Origin of the sequence: Shewanella sp. SW1 (assembly GCF_025653545.1) — a bacterium.
Lineage (GTDB): Bacteria > Pseudomonadota > Gammaproteobacteria > Enterobacterales > Shewanellaceae > Shewanella > Shewanella oncorhynchi.
This window is the reverse complement of sequence record NZ_JAKKSG010000001.1, coordinates 12,733-28,790: the sequence shown is the minus strand read 5'-3', so window position 1 is coordinate 28,790 and position 16,058 is coordinate 12,733. Positions and strand designations below refer to the sequence as shown.

At 46.6% G+C, this 16,058-nt stretch carries 20 protein-coding genes and 1 tRNA gene; 14 read left to right on the top strand and 7 right to left on the bottom strand.

Annotated features, from left to right (window positions below):
* Positions 1-2: 2 nt before the first annotated feature.
* Genes L5M71_RS00160 through L5M71_RS00120 form a run of 9 tightly spaced genes read left to right on the top strand, consistent with a single transcriptional unit; the run spans position 3 to position 3,995 of the window.
* A complete protein-coding gene (locus L5M71_RS00160; RefSeq protein ID WP_263205739.1) occupies positions 3-332 on the top strand; it encodes a hypothetical protein in 330 nt (109 codons plus the stop codon).
* Positions 329-979 (top strand): hypothetical protein, encoded by a 651-nt coding sequence (locus L5M71_RS00155; RefSeq protein WP_263205737.1) that lies wholly within the window; start codon positions 329-331, stop codon positions 977-979. The genes L5M71_RS00160 and L5M71_RS00155 overlap by 4 nt, the downstream gene beginning before the upstream one ends.
* Complete coding sequence (locus L5M71_RS00150; protein ID WP_012197003.1) at positions 976-1,284, top strand: hypothetical protein; 309 nt, start codon at positions 976-978, stop codon at positions 1,282-1,284. The genes L5M71_RS00155 and L5M71_RS00150 overlap by 4 nt, the downstream gene beginning before the upstream one ends.
* Positions 1,285-1,563 (top strand): hypothetical protein, encoded by a 279-nt coding sequence (locus tag L5M71_RS00145; protein WP_011847799.1) that lies wholly within the window; start codon positions 1,285-1,287, stop codon positions 1,561-1,563.
* Positions 1,560-1,790 (top strand): hypothetical protein, encoded by a 231-nt coding sequence (locus tag L5M71_RS00140; protein WP_012586784.1) that lies wholly within the window; start codon positions 1,560-1,562, stop codon positions 1,788-1,790. Before L5M71_RS00145 ends, L5M71_RS00140 begins: the two co-directional genes overlap by 4 nt.
* Positions 1,787-2,395 carry a hypothetical protein gene (locus L5M71_RS00135; protein WP_263205733.1) on the top strand — a complete coding sequence of 203 codons (609 nt, stop codon included), beginning with the start codon at positions 1,787-1,789 and terminating at the stop codon, positions 2,393-2,395. Before L5M71_RS00140 ends, L5M71_RS00135 begins: the two co-directional genes overlap by 4 nt.
* Positions 2,392-2,712: a hypothetical protein gene (locus L5M71_RS00130; RefSeq protein ID WP_263205731.1), complete on the top strand. Its 321-nt coding sequence runs from the start codon at positions 2,392-2,394 to the stop codon at positions 2,710-2,712. The genes L5M71_RS00135 and L5M71_RS00130 overlap by 4 nt, the downstream gene beginning before the upstream one ends.
* A 58-nt stretch (positions 2,713-2,770) precedes the next feature.
* Positions 2,771-2,986 (top strand): DUF4224 domain-containing protein, encoded by a 216-nt coding sequence (locus L5M71_RS00125; RefSeq protein ID WP_263205729.1) that lies wholly within the window; start codon positions 2,771-2,773, stop codon positions 2,984-2,986.
* A complete protein-coding gene (locus L5M71_RS00120) occupies positions 2,979-3,995 on the top strand; it encodes a tyrosine-type recombinase/integrase (RefSeq protein ID WP_263205726.1) in 1,017 nt (338 codons plus the stop codon). Before L5M71_RS00125 ends, L5M71_RS00120 begins: the two co-directional genes overlap by 8 nt.
* A gap of 93 nt (positions 3,996-4,088) precedes the next feature.
* On the opposite strand, the gene L5M71_RS00115 is transcribed toward L5M71_RS00120, so the two are convergent.
* Positions 4,089-4,165, bottom strand: a tRNA-Trp gene (locus L5M71_RS00115).
* A gap of 381 nt (positions 4,166-4,546) precedes the next feature.
* Here L5M71_RS00115 and L5M71_RS00110 point away from each other — a divergent pair.
* Positions 4,547-4,885 (top strand): PBPRA1643 family SWIM/SEC-C metal-binding motif protein, encoded by a 339-nt coding sequence (locus L5M71_RS00110; RefSeq protein ID WP_263149149.1) that lies wholly within the window; start codon positions 4,547-4,549, stop codon positions 4,883-4,885.
* 106 nt (positions 4,886-4,991) lie between these two features.
* Here the strand turns inward: L5M71_RS00110 and L5M71_RS00105 are convergent, their stop codons facing one another.
* Genes L5M71_RS00105 through L5M71_RS00090 form a run of 4 tightly spaced genes read right to left on the bottom strand, consistent with a single transcriptional unit; the run spans position 4,992 to position 8,032 of the window.
* Positions 4,992-5,936 carry a hypothetical protein gene (locus L5M71_RS00105; RefSeq protein ID WP_263149148.1) on the bottom strand — a complete coding sequence of 315 codons (945 nt, stop codon included), beginning with the start codon at positions 5,934-5,936 and terminating at the stop codon, positions 4,992-4,994.
* Positions 5,937-5,976: 40 nt separating this feature from the next.
* Positions 5,977-6,135, bottom strand: a complete 159-nt coding sequence (locus L5M71_RS00100; RefSeq protein WP_173243196.1) for a hypothetical protein — start codon at positions 6,133-6,135, stop codon at positions 5,977-5,979.
* Positions 6,132-7,064, bottom strand: coding sequence for a 3'-5' exonuclease (locus L5M71_RS00095; protein WP_263149146.1), 933 nt, complete (start codon positions 7,062-7,064; stop codon positions 6,132-6,134). The genes L5M71_RS00100 and L5M71_RS00095 overlap by 4 nt, the downstream gene beginning before the upstream one ends.
* Positions 7,065-7,099: 35 nt before the next feature.
* Entirely contained in the window at positions 7,100-8,032 is a 933-nt protein-coding gene (locus tag L5M71_RS00090) for a DUF808 domain-containing protein (RefSeq protein ID WP_263149145.1), read from the bottom strand.
* A gap of 251 nt (positions 8,033-8,283) precedes the next feature.
* Here L5M71_RS00090 and rpiA point away from each other — a divergent pair, with 251 nt between their 5' ends.
* On the top strand, positions 8,284-8,946 hold the full coding sequence (rpiA, locus tag L5M71_RS00085) for a ribose-5-phosphate isomerase RpiA (RefSeq protein ID WP_028761507.1): 663 nt from the start codon (positions 8,284-8,286) through the stop codon (positions 8,944-8,946).
* A gap of 182 nt (positions 8,947-9,128) precedes the next feature.
* Here the strand turns inward: rpiA and L5M71_RS00080 are convergent, their stop codons facing one another.
* Together L5M71_RS00080 and L5M71_RS00075 are read right to left on the bottom strand one after the other, a co-directional pair.
* Positions 9,129-10,319: a class I SAM-dependent rRNA methyltransferase gene (locus L5M71_RS00080; protein ID WP_011788387.1), complete on the bottom strand. Its 1,191-nt coding sequence runs from the start codon at positions 10,317-10,319 to the stop codon at positions 9,129-9,131.
* A 280-nt stretch (positions 10,320-10,599) separates the two neighbouring features.
* Complete coding sequence (locus L5M71_RS00075) at positions 10,600-11,790, bottom strand: endonuclease/exonuclease/phosphatase family protein (protein ID WP_219251172.1); 1,191 nt, start codon at positions 11,788-11,790, stop codon at positions 10,600-10,602.
* 753 nt (positions 11,791-12,543) lie between these two features.
* Here L5M71_RS00075 and L5M71_RS00070 point away from each other — a divergent pair.
* The 3 genes from L5M71_RS00070 to L5M71_RS00060 all read left to right on the top strand — a co-directional run bounded on the left by L5M71_RS00070 (position 12,544) and on the right by L5M71_RS00060 (position 16,005).
* A complete protein-coding gene (locus L5M71_RS00070; RefSeq protein ID WP_219251171.1) occupies positions 12,544-13,251 on the top strand; it encodes a hypothetical protein in 708 nt (235 codons plus the stop codon).
* 19 nt (positions 13,252-13,270) lie between these two features.
* Entirely contained in the window at positions 13,271-14,644 is a 1,374-nt protein-coding gene (gene mgtE, locus L5M71_RS00065; protein ID WP_105251666.1) for a magnesium transporter, read from the top strand.
* Positions 14,645-14,916: 272 nt separating this feature from the next.
* Entirely contained in the window at positions 14,917-16,005 is a 1,089-nt protein-coding gene (locus tag L5M71_RS00060) for a methyl-accepting chemotaxis protein (protein WP_028761511.1), read from the top strand.
* Positions 16,006-16,058 lie beyond the last annotated feature (53 nt).

Below are 16,058 nucleotides of genomic sequence, written 5' to 3'. Positions count from 1 at the left end.
ACATGAGCCAATTTGACTACATCAAGCAGCATTACGCTGTTCCAGCAGAAATAGGCCGCTTAGTTAAAGTGAATGGCCGCGCTGGCGTGATCATCAAAGATTGCGGCCATCACCTTGGCGTTAATTTTGACGACGATAAGCCAGGCGTTATTCGTCATTGCCACCCAACTTGGGAAGTTGAATACGGTGGCATTGGCAAGATCCGCAAACAGACAAAGGCCCAACAGCGTTATCAGCGCTATTTAGAGTACGGCGACGGCTTTAAAAACTTTATTGAATTTTGTTGCTGGGATGCAAGCCCTGAGCACGAGTGGAACAGAGGTGAAGCATGAAACAGCGCCCTATTATCTTCAACACCGAAATGGTGCGCGCCATCCTTGATGGCCGTAAAACACAGACGCGCAGAATGTTTAAAGCTCAGCCGCATGATGATTGGGCGCCATTTTCTAGAAATGCCGAATGGTATACACCGACAGTCATTGATAAGCACGGATTCTATCAACCAGCCAATGATGAGGTTTTTGGTGTTAGCGATGAAGATTGCGCGTTTGTTTCGCCGTCCGGCACGCTTGGTGCTCAGCTGTGGGTGCGTGAGGCAATGACCAAAGCACACTGGCCTGATTTGCATTATGTCTGTGGCGGATTAACGGCAGGTACGGGTGATGAAGACTTTGATTACCGTGGCGCTGAATATCGCGGGTTTATTCCGTCTATCCACATGCCACGCTGGGCGGCGCGCATTCTGCTGGAAGTCACTGCGATCAGGGTTGAGCGATTGAATGAGATCTCAGAAGACGATGCCATAAAAGAGGGTTTTGATCATTCATGCTCAGCCGCGGCGAAATCGGCGGGCTGGTATGAGAAGCCGCGGGCGGCATTCCTGCGCACTTGGGAGCAAATCTATCACAACGTTAATGCTAACCCGTGGGTGTGGGTGGTCGAGTTCAGGGTGATCAGCACCACAGGCGGTGAAGCATGAACCACTTACTCCCGGGCTTTGAATCACAAGAGCGCGTTGCGTTATTGCTGTCACTCACCCGCATTAGTTCGCCCGAGGTGATTGCCGCATTAACGCTGCATTACACCAGCGCCCTACCCGCCGAACGTGCGGCGGCTCGCCACGGTATTGAACTGTCTAACTTTATGCGCGGGCAAAAGAAGCTAGAGCAAATCGCCGCCACGGTCGAGGCCATTAAAGCCATCGACTGGGCCAAGCTGCAATTAACTCATTTGCAATCAAGCGCTTTGCTAACAACTCCTTTGCAACCGAAGCAGGTGGCCTAAATGACTCAATCAGCGGCGTTTCGCCATCTGTTAAATCATTACCGCAGCCATAAGTTGAGCCTGTTACTCAAGGCCACAACGGGCGACAGCATCAAAATCGCACTGGCACTGGGCGCGCTAGATTGCCTGTACTGGCAAGCATTGGGCAACGGTTTAACCAACCTCGCCAAGGGCATTAGCCGCACCATAGTGTATTCGTACCGATATCACCCAATGCGCCTGCCCTGCCATTCGCCAGTCAGCCAAACCAGCGACAACCAAAACAAGGAGGCGGCATGAATACGTTTAGCACCAAAGATGGCGTGGTCACGTTATCTAAGCCCTACTCCACCTTGATGTGCGATCAGCAACAAATCGAAGTGAAGTACACCCCCAACAACTATCACGGTTGGGGCATTTGTAAGTCTTTTAACGCCATCGAGTGCAGCGACTTCGGCCAAGCCGACGCCGAAGTATTCGCACTCAACGCAGAATCAAAACTCAGGATAAAAGGAGAAGCAGCATGAGCACACCCAAGATTAAAGCGTTTCAAGTACAAGAACATTGCGAGGGCGCAGCGTGCATTGTGTTTCATCAACATGCTGCCGCCGCTCGCCGCATAGGTGCGGGCGAACTCAATCTGACCTTTGAAGATGATATGTCAGTTACTCGCTGCCCTGAATATGACCAATACGCTGAGCAAGGCAACGTGCCTTATCAAGTGTTACTGGCCGATAGTTGGTGTTTTACCTGTTACCACTGCGGCAACCCAATTAAAGCCGAAGACGATGAAGGCAATGCGACGGACATTGAAGCGGTAATCTGCATCGGCGAGGCGTTTTATTGCAACGCGGCGTGCCATTCACAAAAGCAAGCTGACATTACGCAGCACAATGCTAAGGCCGAAGCCTTTAAGCAACGACTGTTATCACTGCGCCCTGATCTGACCTTCACGGCGTTTAACGGTGCATATCCACAACTGTATTGCACTGCGACATTTACTTTTGAGGGTGCTCAATATGGCGGCTCAGTGGCCTATGACAAGGCTGGCGAGCTTGATTGGCGAGTATCAAACACTGATTTGCCCGCATGGCAAACATATCAAGCCCAGCGCCAAGGAGAAGCAGCATGAAGTCGATACAAGCAGCAACAGTTGAACGTGAAGAAGGTTATTGGACCCATCCAGATATGCCCGAGTGGGATGAAGGTGTGACCCGCGCAGAGTGTGAAGCATGGGCTGCACGCCAAGGCGGCGAGTTTGTGGCGATTTGGTTTGAACTCGATGCGCCTGAAAACCTCATCGAGCGTTACTTTGACGAGGGCGACAACGATATCAGCGATTGGCAACCCGTTTGCGACAAGGCCGGCTCATTCTTGCTGAGTATTCACGACACCGAAGATGGCCCCGTCGCACTGTTTTTCGCTCCGAAAGATAAGGAAGCGGCATGAAGCTTCAACAGGTGTTATCCGTGTTGGTAAACCATAACTATGTGAAGGAGTTTAGACCATGAGCCAGCTATTAACTGATGCTGAACTTGAAGTATTGAGTGGATTAAAGCGCCCAGCTGCGCAAGTAAAATGGTTACGTGATCAGGGCATAAACTGCTTTATACGTGCCGATGGTAAACCTTCTGTCACTTGGGATTTTGTGAATAATCCTCGGGGTATGTTGGTTCATCACAAATCAAGCGAGCCCAACTTTGGAGCACTAAGCAATGCGTAAACGTAAACCTGAGGATGCTTGGTTACCACCTTCAGTCTACATTCATCGCCGTGCGGGAAAGCCTATTTGTTATGTGATTAAGCGTCCTAACTCGACCAAAGTGCTGTGCAAGATCACGGCGAGTAAAGCCGAGGTATGGACTGCATACGAAAAGGCAGTTGCTGAGTTTAGCCTTGAGTACACAGTTGACCGTTTAGTGATGGAGTATTTGGACAGTGCAAACTTTAAAGAGCTTGCCCCCAGAACCCAGCGAGATCGGGACCGTGAACTTAATGTGTTCAGTAAAGTGTTTGGCAGTATGTTACCGGACCGAATTGAGCCGCATCATATTAGGCGCTATGTCGATTTGAGGGGGCAATCAAGTAAGACCCAAGCAAACCACGAACTCGCGGCTGCCAGTGTAATGTTTGCTTGGGGTTATGAACGTGGGCGCTGTAAAAGCAACCCCGCAAAAGGGATTAAAAAGTTTAAGGTAAAGGCTCGCGATAGATATATTACGGATTCGGAGTTTGACGCCCTGCTTTCATGTGCTGAGGTAAGGTTAAAAATTGCGTGTGAAATAAGTTACCTATGTGCTGCAAGGCAAGGTGATGTTTTGCAATTAACTTGGTCGCAGGTTAATGAAGATGGCTTGTTTATCCAACAGGGTAAAACAGGGAAAAAGCAAATCAAAGCTTGGTCGCCTCGACTACGTGAAGCAATTGCAGAAGCAAGAACTCTGCATTCAGGCATTGCCAGTATTTATGTCATCAATAAGCATCCCAGCGGGAAATTAACACAAGAAGGATTGCGCAGTGCTTGGAAGCGAGCGATGGCAAAAATGGAAATGGACTATCCGCAGATTGAACGCACTTTCACGTTCCATGATATTAAGGCTAAAGGTGTATCAGACTTTGAGGGAACACTGTCAGAGAAGCAACAATACTCGGGCCATAAAACCTTGGCACAAGTGAACACTTACGACAGAAAAGTGGAAATAGTACCGACAATTGGTAGCGTTAAAAAATGATTATTTATTCAATCCGAGTAAAATCATTTTCTACGTTTTATTCTACGCAAAAGAAAACGGCTCGCATATTTCTATGCAAGCCGTTGTTTTATTTGGCAGGGGTGGCAGGACTCGAACCCGCAACCATCGGTTTTGGAGACCGCTGTTCTACCAATTGGAACTACACCCCTGTTGACGTGGGGCATTATGCTAAAAGCACTTCCAAAGGTAAAGTACTTTTTATGGCAAAACTCATTAACTGAAGGTTTTTCAAACAAGTTAGGCTATTGCTGTTGATTTAACTGCCACTGAGATTAAAAAGCCATCGCATATTAGCTTAATGACGTAGTAGATACTTAGTTTAGAGCCCATAGGTTAATAGTAACTCGACTAAATGATCCCACAACAAATCAGTTTGATGACGTCGAATAAGTGTGCCGTTTCGGCCATTTTGAGGTTCTTAAGGGTTAAAGACGCGCATTTATCGAAAAAAGATCTGAGTTCGATTTATAAAATCGGCGTTTTATAGTATAAGCATCGTCAATTTCATACACAGCTCGACGGAACCACTCATGTCTGACAAATTTTTCTTCAAGGGTCGTAAAACCCCTAAGCCGAAGCACGAAAGCTATGGCTACAACACTAAGCGTGCCGCTAAACCGGGTACAGAAGCATTACCATTACAATTAATTGTTGCCGACGAAGCGCGTAAACTCGAAGTTGCCGCGATAGTTGCCGAACACCAACTGCTCGCCAATATCGAAGTCAATGCCGACGTCGCTGAAGATATTGTTGAATTAGAAGGTTTATTAAATAAGCCTAAGACCACGACTTTCGAGAAAAAACCGAATCGTAACGAGCCTTGCGTTTGTGGTAGCGGTCAAAAATTCAAGAAGTGCTGCGGCAAGTAAGCGCTTTCATCAGCGTGATATAGATAGGGACTTTTGCTGTAACGCTTTTGTGCGTCGGGAATCGCCCCTTTTCTCCCCTCTTTTTAATTTCTCTCCCCAAAGCCAATTAATCTTCCAACTTTGAGATAAAAATCCGCTGCAAATCGTTATTCCATAGCTGAATAATTTTGCGGGTCTTTTCTTTATTCCAAAAACATTTACCAAATAAAATCAAACCCGCACCTTCAAAGCAGCGTTTATCTTCTATTTCAAATTGCGCTAATAATGGTTGCTTTATCCCATCGATAGGAATGCCGATATCTTTGCTGTCGGCAGGATTAAGCCAACTCATCGTCGGGTCAGTGTGGGATATCGTGCCCCAATACATGTGGGGTTTATTGTCGCTTGGGTCCGCATCGGCAAAATTGACAAACAGGTTCTTCGCCCGCCAACGGTATTTTCGCTCAGCGTCTGTGTATACCCAGAGATCCGATTTTGCTAAATCTGTACCGCGCAATAAACTGTGGAGTAACTTTTCGAGCCCTTGGCTAGGCACTCGTTTTTCAGTGGTATGTTCAGCGGTGTTAACTTGGTAGCCTGTTTTCGACTCTTGTATTCGATCATCCACTGACGATGCAACAGACGCTTTCGATGGCTCAGGCATAGAGGACAATTTAGGCGTTGGCTCAGTCTTGCTGGTTAATACCTCTGCAGTCGAAACTTTGTTTGCAGGTGAATGGCGACGAGGTTTACGGCTAAAGTCGATCATTAAGGCATCGGCGTCCACCAGCTGTTGCTGCACTTCAATGGCATCTTGCTCCTCACGGGACTTTTGTGCCGAAGGTTTAAATTCAATACAATCGGCTTGGTGATATCGCGAGCCAAAACAAGCGGCTTTACCGTCTTTTGAGGCTTTACGGAAATATGCTTTACCACCGCAGGCGGGGCAAATTAACCATTGCCGCAAACGCTCGATATCCTCATCGGGTAATTGTTGAAACTTAAAAACACTATAAGTCGTTCTCGCAATTAAATGATCCTCTGTTTCGAGTTCACAAATAGCATCTAACATAGTGTTGTCCTTTATTTTCGACTGCTGGCAATACCGCTATCTATGCCCAAGCATTAATCCCAAAAGTGATAACACTTAACAGAAGCAAGATGCCAAGTACGCGATAAATCAAACCTAAAGTACTGGTGCCTTGCGAGCTCACATCCGAATGTAATGGCATGATTTTAACTTTTGCAGCATCTTGGGTTTTGTGTTTCATTCTGCATCCTTAAAATATTTCGCCAAGGGCACTATCAAACTTGAAGGAATGAATAATGCGGCTTTTGCGGCACTCGATGCATGATAAAAGGGTGTCAGTTGAGTGATTAACGCGTTGAAGCATTTGAGTGCGGCCAAGGCATCGGCTGCGGCATAATGAATTTGCGCACTGGATAAAGGCACGAGCTGCCAATTCGATAAGGTGACTTTTTTAGGTTTGTCGATACGTACACCCAAAAGCGCCGCAACTAATTGGCGCGTCCCCATTTCCTTCTCCGCTCCAAGTTGAGCCAGTGCCCAATTTAAATCTAATGTTGAGGCGACATTAATGCCCCATTGCCGCCTGAGAGCGTGTGCATCACTGCGTAAACCAACCCCGACTTTGAGTATGGTTTCATCTTCTAATAAGGCTTTTAACTGGGTGAATTGCTCACCCAAAATGGCATGCTGAAATAAATAACAGGTATCCACTGTCGCGATTTGAATAAGACTCAAGGGATGTTGCACGCCGCGCTCAAAGCTTGCACGGGTTTCAGTATCAAAACCTAAGACTTGCTCAGCCTGTAATAGTGCTAATACTGTATTAAACTCCGACGGATCAACTACCTCGATGCGGACATGTTGAAATTCAAAAGCTGCTAACGCTGCAAGTTCAATATCATCAATACGTGTAGTCAAAGCGATACGTTGCTGCAGCCACAAATATGCCCACTGACGCTGCGCTTGAAGTTGAGTTTTAGCTTTAATCGCATTTTCAGCCTCGGCCGATACCTGCTCACTTTTCAGCGGCTCGGTCAAGGCATTGAGGTTATCAAGATAAGCCGTGCCAGCAGCATCCATTGCCGCCATTAACCCATCGGCATCTTTGCCAAACTCTTTACGTAACCAAGCCAGCTTACTCGGGGAGACACAGTACTTCATTAACTTCATCGTGCTCATCCTTGATGGTTGATGCGCGCAGCTCGTTAACTACGCAATTTCTGTATTCCTGTCATCGCAATAAGTGCAACAGCGCCAGCAACGACACCAAATAAGCCATTAAGAATACTTGGCGTCAGCACAGCAAACACAGGTCCAACAACACCAATGGCAGCAACCGCTTGTTCAGCATGGTGGATTTGCTCGCCGACTAGGTGTAGGCCATGAGTTAAAATCCCACCGCCCACCATAAACATGGCTGCCGTGCCAATAATCGTTAAACTTTTCATTAATACGGGAGCTGTGCTCAATAAACCAAAACCTAATTTACGGTTCATTTGAGTTAATACAGAGGCGCCTTCACGTTGGCTCAAGTACAAACCCGCATCATCCATTTTCACAATTGCCGCCACTAAGCCATACACGCCTATGGTCATGACTATCCCAATGACAGCTAACGTAAAAAACTGTGTCGATAGGGATTTGTCCGCCACGATACCAAGGGTAATGGCAATAATTTCCGCCGATAACACAAAGTCGGTACGAATCGCCCCTTTGACTTTTTCGGCCTCGTAGGCGGCGAAATCTTTAATCTCAGGTAACTCATTCTCTACTTGGGTTTCGTGTTGTTGCTGGCCTTTTCTATGGCTATAACTGTGATGCAGTTTTTCAAACCCTTCGTAACATAAAAACAGTCCACCAAACATTAATAAAGGGGTGACAGCCCAGGGAATAAAAGCACTGATAAGCATTGCTGCTGGTACTAAAATCAACTTATTACGGAATGATCCCTTGGCCACCGCCCACACTACAGGTAATTCACGATCGGCGCTTACGCCCGTCACTTGCTGGGCATTGAGGGCTAAATCATCCCCCAATACACCCGCGGTTTTCTTTGCCGCCACTTTACTCATTACCGCTACGTCATCCAAAATCGATGCGATATCGTCGAGTAAGGTTAATAAACTCGCGCCTGCCATGCTAAATCCCTCTACAAATCATCTATAAACCATTCTGCTTTTGCCATAGTAGCTTAGTTAGATTAGTGGCGTATAGCGAAATGCTTTCCAACTTAACTGCTTAAGTTACTTACGTTATTGGGACTGCTTGCTAATGTGAAAATGCCAGCAATCTAGATCACACCCACGGTGGAATTGCGCCACATTATTTATCGGAAAAGAGTATACTAAGCCCAGAATTTTTTACTCATTTGCCGTTACAGGATGTCAACATGACTCAAGATGAAATGAAAAAAGCTGCCGGTTGGGCCGCACTTAAGTACGTTGAAAAAGACAGCATTGTTGGTGTTGGTACGGGTTCGACTGTGAATCACTTTATCGATGCACTGGCGACCATGAAAGCCGATATCGAAGGCGCAGTCTCTAGCTCTGAGGCATCAACTCAGAAAATGAAAGCGCTGGGTATTCCCGTTTATGACTTAAACAGCGTCGATCGTTTATCTGTCTATGTGGACGGTGCCGATGAAATCAACGACCGCATGGATATGATTAAAGGTGGCGGCGCGGCATTAACTCGCGAGAAAATTGTCGCGGCTGTGGCTGAGAAGTTTATCTGTATCGTGGATAACACTAAGCAAGTCGATATACTAGGCGAATTTCCACTACCCGTAGAAGTCATTCCGATGGCACGCTCTTATGTAGCGCGTCAACTCGTTAAACTTGGCGGCGATCCTGTGTACCGTGAAGGCGTTGTTACCGATAACGGCAACGTGATCCTCGATGTGTACAATCTTAAGATCCTTAATCCAAAAGAATTAGAAAGTCAGATCAATGAGATAGTCGGTGTAGTGACTAACGGTCTGTTTGCCAAACGCGGTGCGGATGTGTTACTCGTTGGCACCCCTGATGGCGTAAAAACCTTTACCGCCAAATAAGTTAAGCGTTTAAAGAATCCATCGCAGTCACAAGGCTGCTGATTGTAAAAATACGCTGTAAAAATGCCAGCCACTTTTTCAAAGGGCTGGCATTTTTTATGGTTCTTTTTATAGCTCTTTTTTATAGTTCAATGTTATCTGACTCAGCTGCCCATCGCAGACAGCTTATATCAAACGCTGGCTTACCAAGCTCTAGCAACTAGACCTTTTAAGTAGAATCCTTCTGGGAAGGCGCTACCGATAGGGTGATCGCTCGCTTGGCTTAAGCGTTCAATAAACTGGATTTCACGTTTCGCATCGAGCGCGGCATCGGCTACGATTTTTTGGAACAGATCCGCAGGCATTAATCCTGAGCAAGAGAAGGTCAATAACACGCCGCCCGGATTCAATAACTGCAATGCAATCATGTTGATGTCTTTATAACCACGGCAAGCCCCGTTTAACTGTGCCTTGTTATCGGCAAACTTAGGCGGGTCGAGCACAATCACATCAAAGGTTTTGCCTTCATCACGGTACTGGCGCAACAACTTGAACACATCGGCTTCGTTGTAATGCACATTGTCATCACTCAAACCGTTCACTTGCATATTGAGGCGCGCTGTCGCCAAGGCTAGAGAAGACACATCGACGTTTTCAATACTGGCAGCACCTGCTTTCGCAGCGTACAGACCAAAAGTCCCTGTGTAGCAAAAACAGTTCAATACCGATTTATCTTTGACAAAACGGGCGGCAATGGCGCGGTTATCACGTTGATCGAGATAGAAACCTGTCTTATGGCCTTTAATCACATCGACGGCGATCTTGATGCCGTTTTCTTCGATAATCACTGGCATTTCTGGCAGAGTGCCGTGCAGTAAACCCGTAACAGGCAGCAGGCCTTCTTTCTTACGGGAATCCACATCGGAACGCTCATAGATAGCACAATCTGGATATTGCTCAGCCAATAGCTCGACTAAGGTATCGCGCCATAAATCAGCACCTGTGCTCAGTAACTGGCACACCAACACATTGGCATATCTGTCGATGGTGATCCCAGGTAAACCATCGGACTCAGCAGCCACTAAACGGTAACCCGTTAAGCCTTGCTCGCGGATTAAATCGTTACGGCCGATTTGCGCCCGCTGTAAACGTCTAGCAAAAAACGCGCGATCAATTTCCTCTTCGCGATCGAAAGTCCAAATCCGCACTTGAATTTGCGACTCAGGCGACCAAGCACCACGACCTAACCAATGACCATCATGCGCGACCACATCGACTGTCTCACCCGCTTCAGGTTTTCCCTTAATGTTATGAATAGCATTGGAAAATACCCAAGGATGGCGACGCTCGAGTGACTTCTCGCGGCCGGGTTTAAGTTTGATTCTGATAGCCATAGTTGCCTTTAAAAATAGGGCCGCCACTAAAAAAGGGCTGCTGTCTAAAAATGGGAAACGGATGATATACCCAATGCCACCTAAGTGCGAGTACCGAACACGCCGCAGCGCTTATTTACCATCATCCACGGGTGGCCGATCATACCTTATTTTAACGGTTAATTCTGAATGATCTTCATGCGAAATGATGTTGGAATGGTTAATGAAACAACGCTAACAAAACCGTAAAGACAACTGACATGATTTGAAATAAGACGAATTAATCAGTGAACACGAGAACTTAGCTACGTAGCGCTAACTCAACAATGACGGGCGCATGGTCAGTACTGTAGGCGTCGCGTTCATATTCAGGTCTAACTAAGTGTCTATCGCAGGTCTGATAATCCACCACTTGCGCTAAACTGCGGCCATGGCTCGCATCAAACTCACTCGAAAGCAAAATATAATCCAGCACTGAACCTTTAGGGCCATAGTAATGGGTCGCCGCTCTGTGTTCCCTATGGTAAGCGGTATTGCCAGTCAAACTGTCCCTCAAGTTCGCTTCAATAAATAACTCATAGGCATCCTTAAGTTGATACTGAGCAAACACCGCCGCTAACGCCGCATCCGATAAATGCCCAAGGCCCGCGGCTTTAATGTCATTACTGTGGATACTCTCGCCCTGTATCATTAACGCATCTAAGGCGCCCATCGACAGACTGTCATTAAAGTCCCCCATCACGATAACGGGATGTTTAGATTCTTGCCTGCGTACCAATATGCCATTGAATAATAATGCTGCTTCTGCGCCGCGCTGCATGGTAGATGCCCAGCGGCCTAAGGCTTGCTCTGTGAGTAATTGGGTTTCTGAATGCAGTTTCATGCTCGCTGCGGGCGCTAAATTATCTAAACTAAGTGGCTGATGTCCGAGAGGTTGATGTTCAAATAGCTTAGGTTCAAGTGCTAATCCGGCGCGTTTTGACTTAAAGTGCACCACATAATAGTCACACTTGCCGATGTGTGGCACTTCAACGGTTGCGCGCAGCACCTTACGGCTAAAGGCAAATTCACTCGATAATCCCATGGCTGCCACTAAACGCGCATCAGGTTCGACACTGCTGATTTCCACTATGGGATACCGGGAGGCAAGCGCGACCACAGGGCTACGATAAATGTAATCACTGATAAGAGTTGGCTCATCAACGATCGCAAAATACCCTAGACCTTGCCCACTGGCGATTCGTTTGAGCGGTTCAGGGCTAAACACTTCTTGAAATCCCACAATATCGGGCTGGCGATGTGCGAGAAACTTACTCAACCACTGACACTTTTTCTGCCATTGCCCATGGCTATAGATATTTTCAAAATCATAGTAAGCCAAAGGCGGCTCAATAAAGTTAAACAGATTGATACTGGCGATCTTGATATTCGCGGTGCACTTATGATCGATAGGTGCAGCTATTGATTCCAACTCATCGATATTGTGTGCCACAGCTTAATCCCCCAAATCTGAATACAGCAAACTATCTTAATCTGAGTGAGCACAATGACTCACCGCAGGCACGACAAGGGTATACCCGAAGTGCACTAATGCCAAATCCCCCATTATGGATAAAGTGTTAACTCATCTCTGGCGACTCAAATACAGCTTACTGAGATAAGTCATACCGTTAAAAACCACAATTCAATATCAGAGTTAAATCCGACAACAAAAATCAACCGCTACCAGCCAAAAAACAAACAATCAAACAACAATGATTAGCACGCAAAACCACCAACACTCCCAACAAAATCACGCAAGCCCAAGAATAATCATAAAATTGACTTTTCCTTAAAGTATAAATTCAAACAAAAACATATGTAATAACATGTGCGGTTGACTTTACATTTCAGTCCCTTAGAATGTGGCGACTTTAATCATTGCGGAGACCCACTGTGGGCACACACATAAGCGACAGTAGATGCCCTGTCCAAAAGACAGGATTTAACGCCTAGCACTAGCCCGCAATATTTGCTGCTACCTGCTAAGCAGGGTAGTAGTGTGAACCATTCTTCACTCCGCCTCCCCCAAAATATCAATCACAGACAATAAGCCTGAGCCTATGGCTGCGCTTTAGCAATTCCAGCATTTTGCTGGGGTTCAGTTATGTGTATTTATTGCATCTCAAAGCAAGTTTTTTGCCTCAGTGGACTTCGTTTTCCCTATGGATTTACATCTATGGGTTTACATCTGAGGAGCCTAAATATGGCTTACATAAACAACACATCAATTTTGCGATCTTTATCCTGCGCAAGTATCAGCTTGTACTACAGCATGAGTGCAGCGGCATCCCATCTCGAAGTGGATGATCCCGCCCTCGCGGATCGCTGTGAATTAGAAATGGGCTGGCAACAACCTAGGTCGGATCATGCTCGCCCACAATTAAACGCGGCCACGACTTGCAGCCGCAATCAATGGGAATGGCATTTAGGATTAGCGTCCAATGCCAATGACGATATTCGTGAGGAGCAAGCTGAAGTCGGCATTAAGCTACCGCTCAACGTAAACTCCCACTCAGATCCAGAGCAGCAACAGGATGATTGGCACAGCGCACTGGTAATCAACTTGCAGAAAAACCTCGATGCCAGTAACGAATTAGCCACCGAAGTCTTCGGCATTTTTGGCAAAACCTTAGGCGATTCTGATGTCAGTCTCTATGCCAATTTAGGTTTTACCCATGAGTTTAATCAATCAACCCAATTGCTTGTGGGTATCGCGGCGGCGTATGAACTCAGTAGTCACCATCGCGTGATAGCTGAGATTTATCAAAAAGAATTGAGCGAGACTACCTATCAGTTCGCTTATCAACACACACCGCAACAACAGCTACAGCTGGAATTGAGCTTAGGCAATGCCCTTCGTGGCAACGCGCTGCAACTTGGCGCAGACATCACCTTTTACTTTGGTCACTAGATCGTTGAGAGAATGAACTATGAACATGAATAACAGCACAAACAACACTAAAAAAATCATCCATAACCTGCAAATGATTATCGAGCAACGCAGTGCCAGCGCCATGGCTGAATTAGCCGAAAAACGCCACCCTGCCGATATTGCAGCCGTATTTAACGTCTTTAATCAAGCTCAACAAGTCCTATTATTGCAACTGGCCTCACCTAAGGTTTGCGCCAATTTGTTTCGCTATCTGACCGATGAATTGCAGGCGAGCTTAGTACAGCAATTAGATAAAACCACGCTATCTGCGCTACTGGTTCACATGGCTGCAGATGAACGTGCCGACCTCTATAATCTGCTCGATGAAACCCAGCAAGCGGCGATTTTACCTGCGCTCGCATTGGCCAAACGGGAAGATATGCGCACCCTCGCCGCCTATGATAAAGCTAAAGTCGGCGCAGTCATGACCTCGGATTACACATTACTGAATAGCCGCCATACTGCGGCAGAAGCCATCGATACTCTGCGTACTGAAGCGGCTGATAAAGAAACAATTTATCAAACCTATGTGGTGGATATGTTAGGCCGCTTAATAGGAACTGTATCATTAAGGCAGTTATTGCTGGCGCAGCCGCACGAGCGAGTGGTCGACTTTATGAAACCCGATCCCGTCGCGCTCGATGCCAATGCCTTTCGCGAAGAAGCGGTTCAGATGATCGCCCATTACGACTTAATGGCGCTGCCAGTAGTCAATGGCAAAGGCCAGCTCGTCGGTATCGTCACCTATGATGATGCTATGGATATCGCCAGCTCACAGGCGGATCTTGAGTTCACAAAAACCGCGGCCATCGGCAATATTGACCATAACCTCAAGACTGCCAGCATAGGCTTACTTTACCGTAAGCGCGTGGTTTGGCTGGTAATCTTGGTTTTTGGTAATATTTTCTCGGGAGCGGGGATCGCCTTCTTCGAAGACACCATTGCCAGTTATGTCTCTTTAGTCTTCTTCCTACCTCTGCTGATCGATAGCGGCGGCAATGCGGGCTCACAATCGGCGACCTTAATGGTACGTGGCTTAGCCACAGGGGAAGTGGTTCTCAAGGATTGGTTATCTATGCTAGGGCGCGAGTTATTTGTCGCCGGATTATTAGGAGCCAGCATGGCGGCGGCAGTGTCCTTGCTCGGATTTTGGCGCGGCGGACCTGAAATCGCGCTGGTTGTGGCACTCACAATGCAAATTGTGGTGATTATTGGCAGCTTGATTGGTATGTCTCTGCCTTTCTTACTGAGCAAGTTAAAGATGGACCCTGCAGCCGCTAGTGCGCCACTCATCACCTCCATCGCCGATATCATAGGTGTACTCGTGTATTTCAGCATAGCCACAGTGGTGCTCGACTTACCTATGCCATAGGCCTAAGACCTAAGACCTAAGACCTCAAAGTGAACCAAGCTAAGTTAACCTTAGCGTGGTTCACTTATCATTCGATAGTACTAACCCATTTATGACAAGGCATAAAAGCTTCAATAACCTTAAAAAAATTAAGAATAAAGCTTAAAGATCAGTTAATATTTCCATACCTGAATCCTTTTACTTTTTATTAACATTGCAGTATTTACCGCTGAGCCCAGTCACAGTAAGTCGATAAGCAATAGTGATAGTCCTAGCGACTTGAGAGGTTTTATATGTGGTTTAATTCCCAGCTCAAAGCTGAAAACCAGGCGCTTAAAGAGCGACTCATCCAACTAGAACGCCAACACCAAAATGAAATAGATGAACTGCGTGGCATGATCCGTGAAAATGAGACCATGCAGCAACAGTCGCGCCAAAATGCAGACCACTACACTGAAGTGATCGCCTGCCAAAACCTAGGCGGAGATATGCTTAATGCCGTGCGCGAAGGCTTAGCCAGCAGTGCCGAATTGCTCTCTGCGGAAAAAGAATCACTGTCTGAACTCAATCACGTTTTTGATCAAACCCGTGTGGCCATTGCTAATTTAGGCACTAGAGCGACTTATATTAATGATCAAGCATCGAACAGCATGAAAGCTGTCACAGAACTCGATGCTACGACCTCTTCAATCAATCAATTTGTCGCGGCTATTCAAGGAATTTCAGAACAAACAAACTTGCTGGCATTGAACGCCGCCATTGAAGCCGCCCGTGCAGGCGAAGCAGGACGGGGGTTTGCCGTGGTGGCCGATGAAGTGCGCCAACTTGCAAGCAAAGCCCATGAAGCCAGTAGCCATATTGAAAAGCTCGTGAAACAAATCGTCGCGCAAGCGGCTGAGATTAAAGAAATTGTTCATAATAATCAAAGTAGTGCCGTCGATGTAGCCACCTCATCAACCCAAATTGGCCAAGTCGTTGAAGATGTCCTGCAACGCTCAAAACAAATGCAGCACGTTATCCATAACGCAGCCACAGCGTCATTCTTGAATACCACTAAGCTCGACCACGCAGTCTGGAAAAGTAGCGTTTATCAATTAATTGAAAAACCACAGCATAACCACAATGTGAACTCACACACTGAGTGCCGCCTAGGGCAATGGTATTTCAAAGGATTTGGTGCCGAGAATTATCAGCATTTAAGTAATTTCAAAGCATTAGATGCACCACATAAAGCGGTACACGAGGCAGGAAAAGCGGCGCTCAATGCGAGACAAAAAGGTAATTTGCCTGAGATGGTCAAACAACTGCACTCAATGGAAGACGCCAGTATGCGTGTTGTGCATTGCATTGATAACCTTATGCGAGATGTATATCGAGCGTGATATATAGGCACAGAAAGATAAGCTATCACCCATAAATAAGCCTACCTAAGAGC

Bases quoted from the DNA above. Each gene is read 5' to 3' on its own strand.
- L5M71_RS00105 (WP_263149148.1), bottom strand. From the start codon at position 5,936: ATGTTAGATGCTATTTGTGAACTCGAAACAGAGGATCATTTAATTGCG.
- L5M71_RS00080 (WP_011788387.1), bottom strand. From the start codon at position 10,319: ATGGCTATCAGAATCAAACTTAAACCCGGCCGCGAGAAGTCACTCGAG.
- L5M71_RS00100 (WP_173243196.1), bottom strand. From the start codon at position 6,135: ATGAAACACAAAACCCAAGATGCTGCAAAAGTTAAAATCATGCCATTA.
- L5M71_RS00120 (WP_263205726.1), top strand. From the start codon at position 2,979: ATGCGTAAACGTAAACCTGAGGATGCTTGGTTACCACCTTCAGTCTAC.
- L5M71_RS00060 (WP_028761511.1), top strand. From the start codon at position 14,917: ATGTGGTTTAATTCCCAGCTCAAAGCTGAAAACCAGGCGCTTAAAGAG.
- L5M71_RS00110 (WP_263149149.1), top strand. From the start codon at position 4,547: ATGTCTGACAAATTTTTCTTCAAGGGTCGTAAAACCCCTAAGCCGAAG.
- L5M71_RS00130 (WP_263205731.1), top strand. From the start codon at position 2,392: ATGAAGTCGATACAAGCAGCAACAGTTGAACGTGAAGAAGGTTATTGG.
- L5M71_RS00140 (WP_012586784.1), top strand. From the start codon at position 1,560: ATGAATACGTTTAGCACCAAAGATGGCGTGGTCACGTTATCTAAGCCC.
- L5M71_RS00150 (WP_012197003.1), top strand. From the start codon at position 976: ATGAACCACTTACTCCCGGGCTTTGAATCACAAGAGCGCGTTGCGTTA.
- L5M71_RS00135 (WP_263205733.1), top strand. From the start codon at position 1,787: ATGAGCACACCCAAGATTAAAGCGTTTCAAGTACAAGAACATTGCGAG.
- L5M71_RS00090 (WP_263149145.1), bottom strand. From the start codon at position 8,032: ATGGCAGGCGCGAGTTTATTAACCTTACTCGACGATATCGCATCGATT.
- L5M71_RS00125 (WP_263205729.1), top strand. From the start codon at position 2,771: ATGAGCCAGCTATTAACTGATGCTGAACTTGAAGTATTGAGTGGATTA.
- L5M71_RS00095 (WP_263149146.1), bottom strand. From the start codon at position 7,064: ATGAAGTTAATGAAGTACTGTGTCTCCCCGAGTAAGCTGGCTTGGTTA.
- L5M71_RS00070 (WP_219251171.1), top strand. From the start codon at position 12,544: ATGGCTTACATAAACAACACATCAATTTTGCGATCTTTATCCTGCGCA.
- L5M71_RS00155 (WP_263205737.1), top strand. From the start codon at position 329: ATGAAACAGCGCCCTATTATCTTCAACACCGAAATGGTGCGCGCCATC.
- rpiA (WP_028761507.1), top strand. From the start codon at position 8,284: ATGACTCAAGATGAAATGAAAAAAGCTGCCGGTTGGGCCGCACTTAAG.
- L5M71_RS00160 (WP_263205739.1), top strand. From the start codon at position 3: ATGAGCCAATTTGACTACATCAAGCAGCATTACGCTGTTCCAGCAGAA.
- mgtE (WP_105251666.1), top strand. From the start codon at position 13,271: ATGAACATGAATAACAGCACAAACAACACTAAAAAAATCATCCATAAC.
- L5M71_RS00145 (WP_011847799.1), top strand. From the start codon at position 1,285: ATGACTCAATCAGCGGCGTTTCGCCATCTGTTAAATCATTACCGCAGC.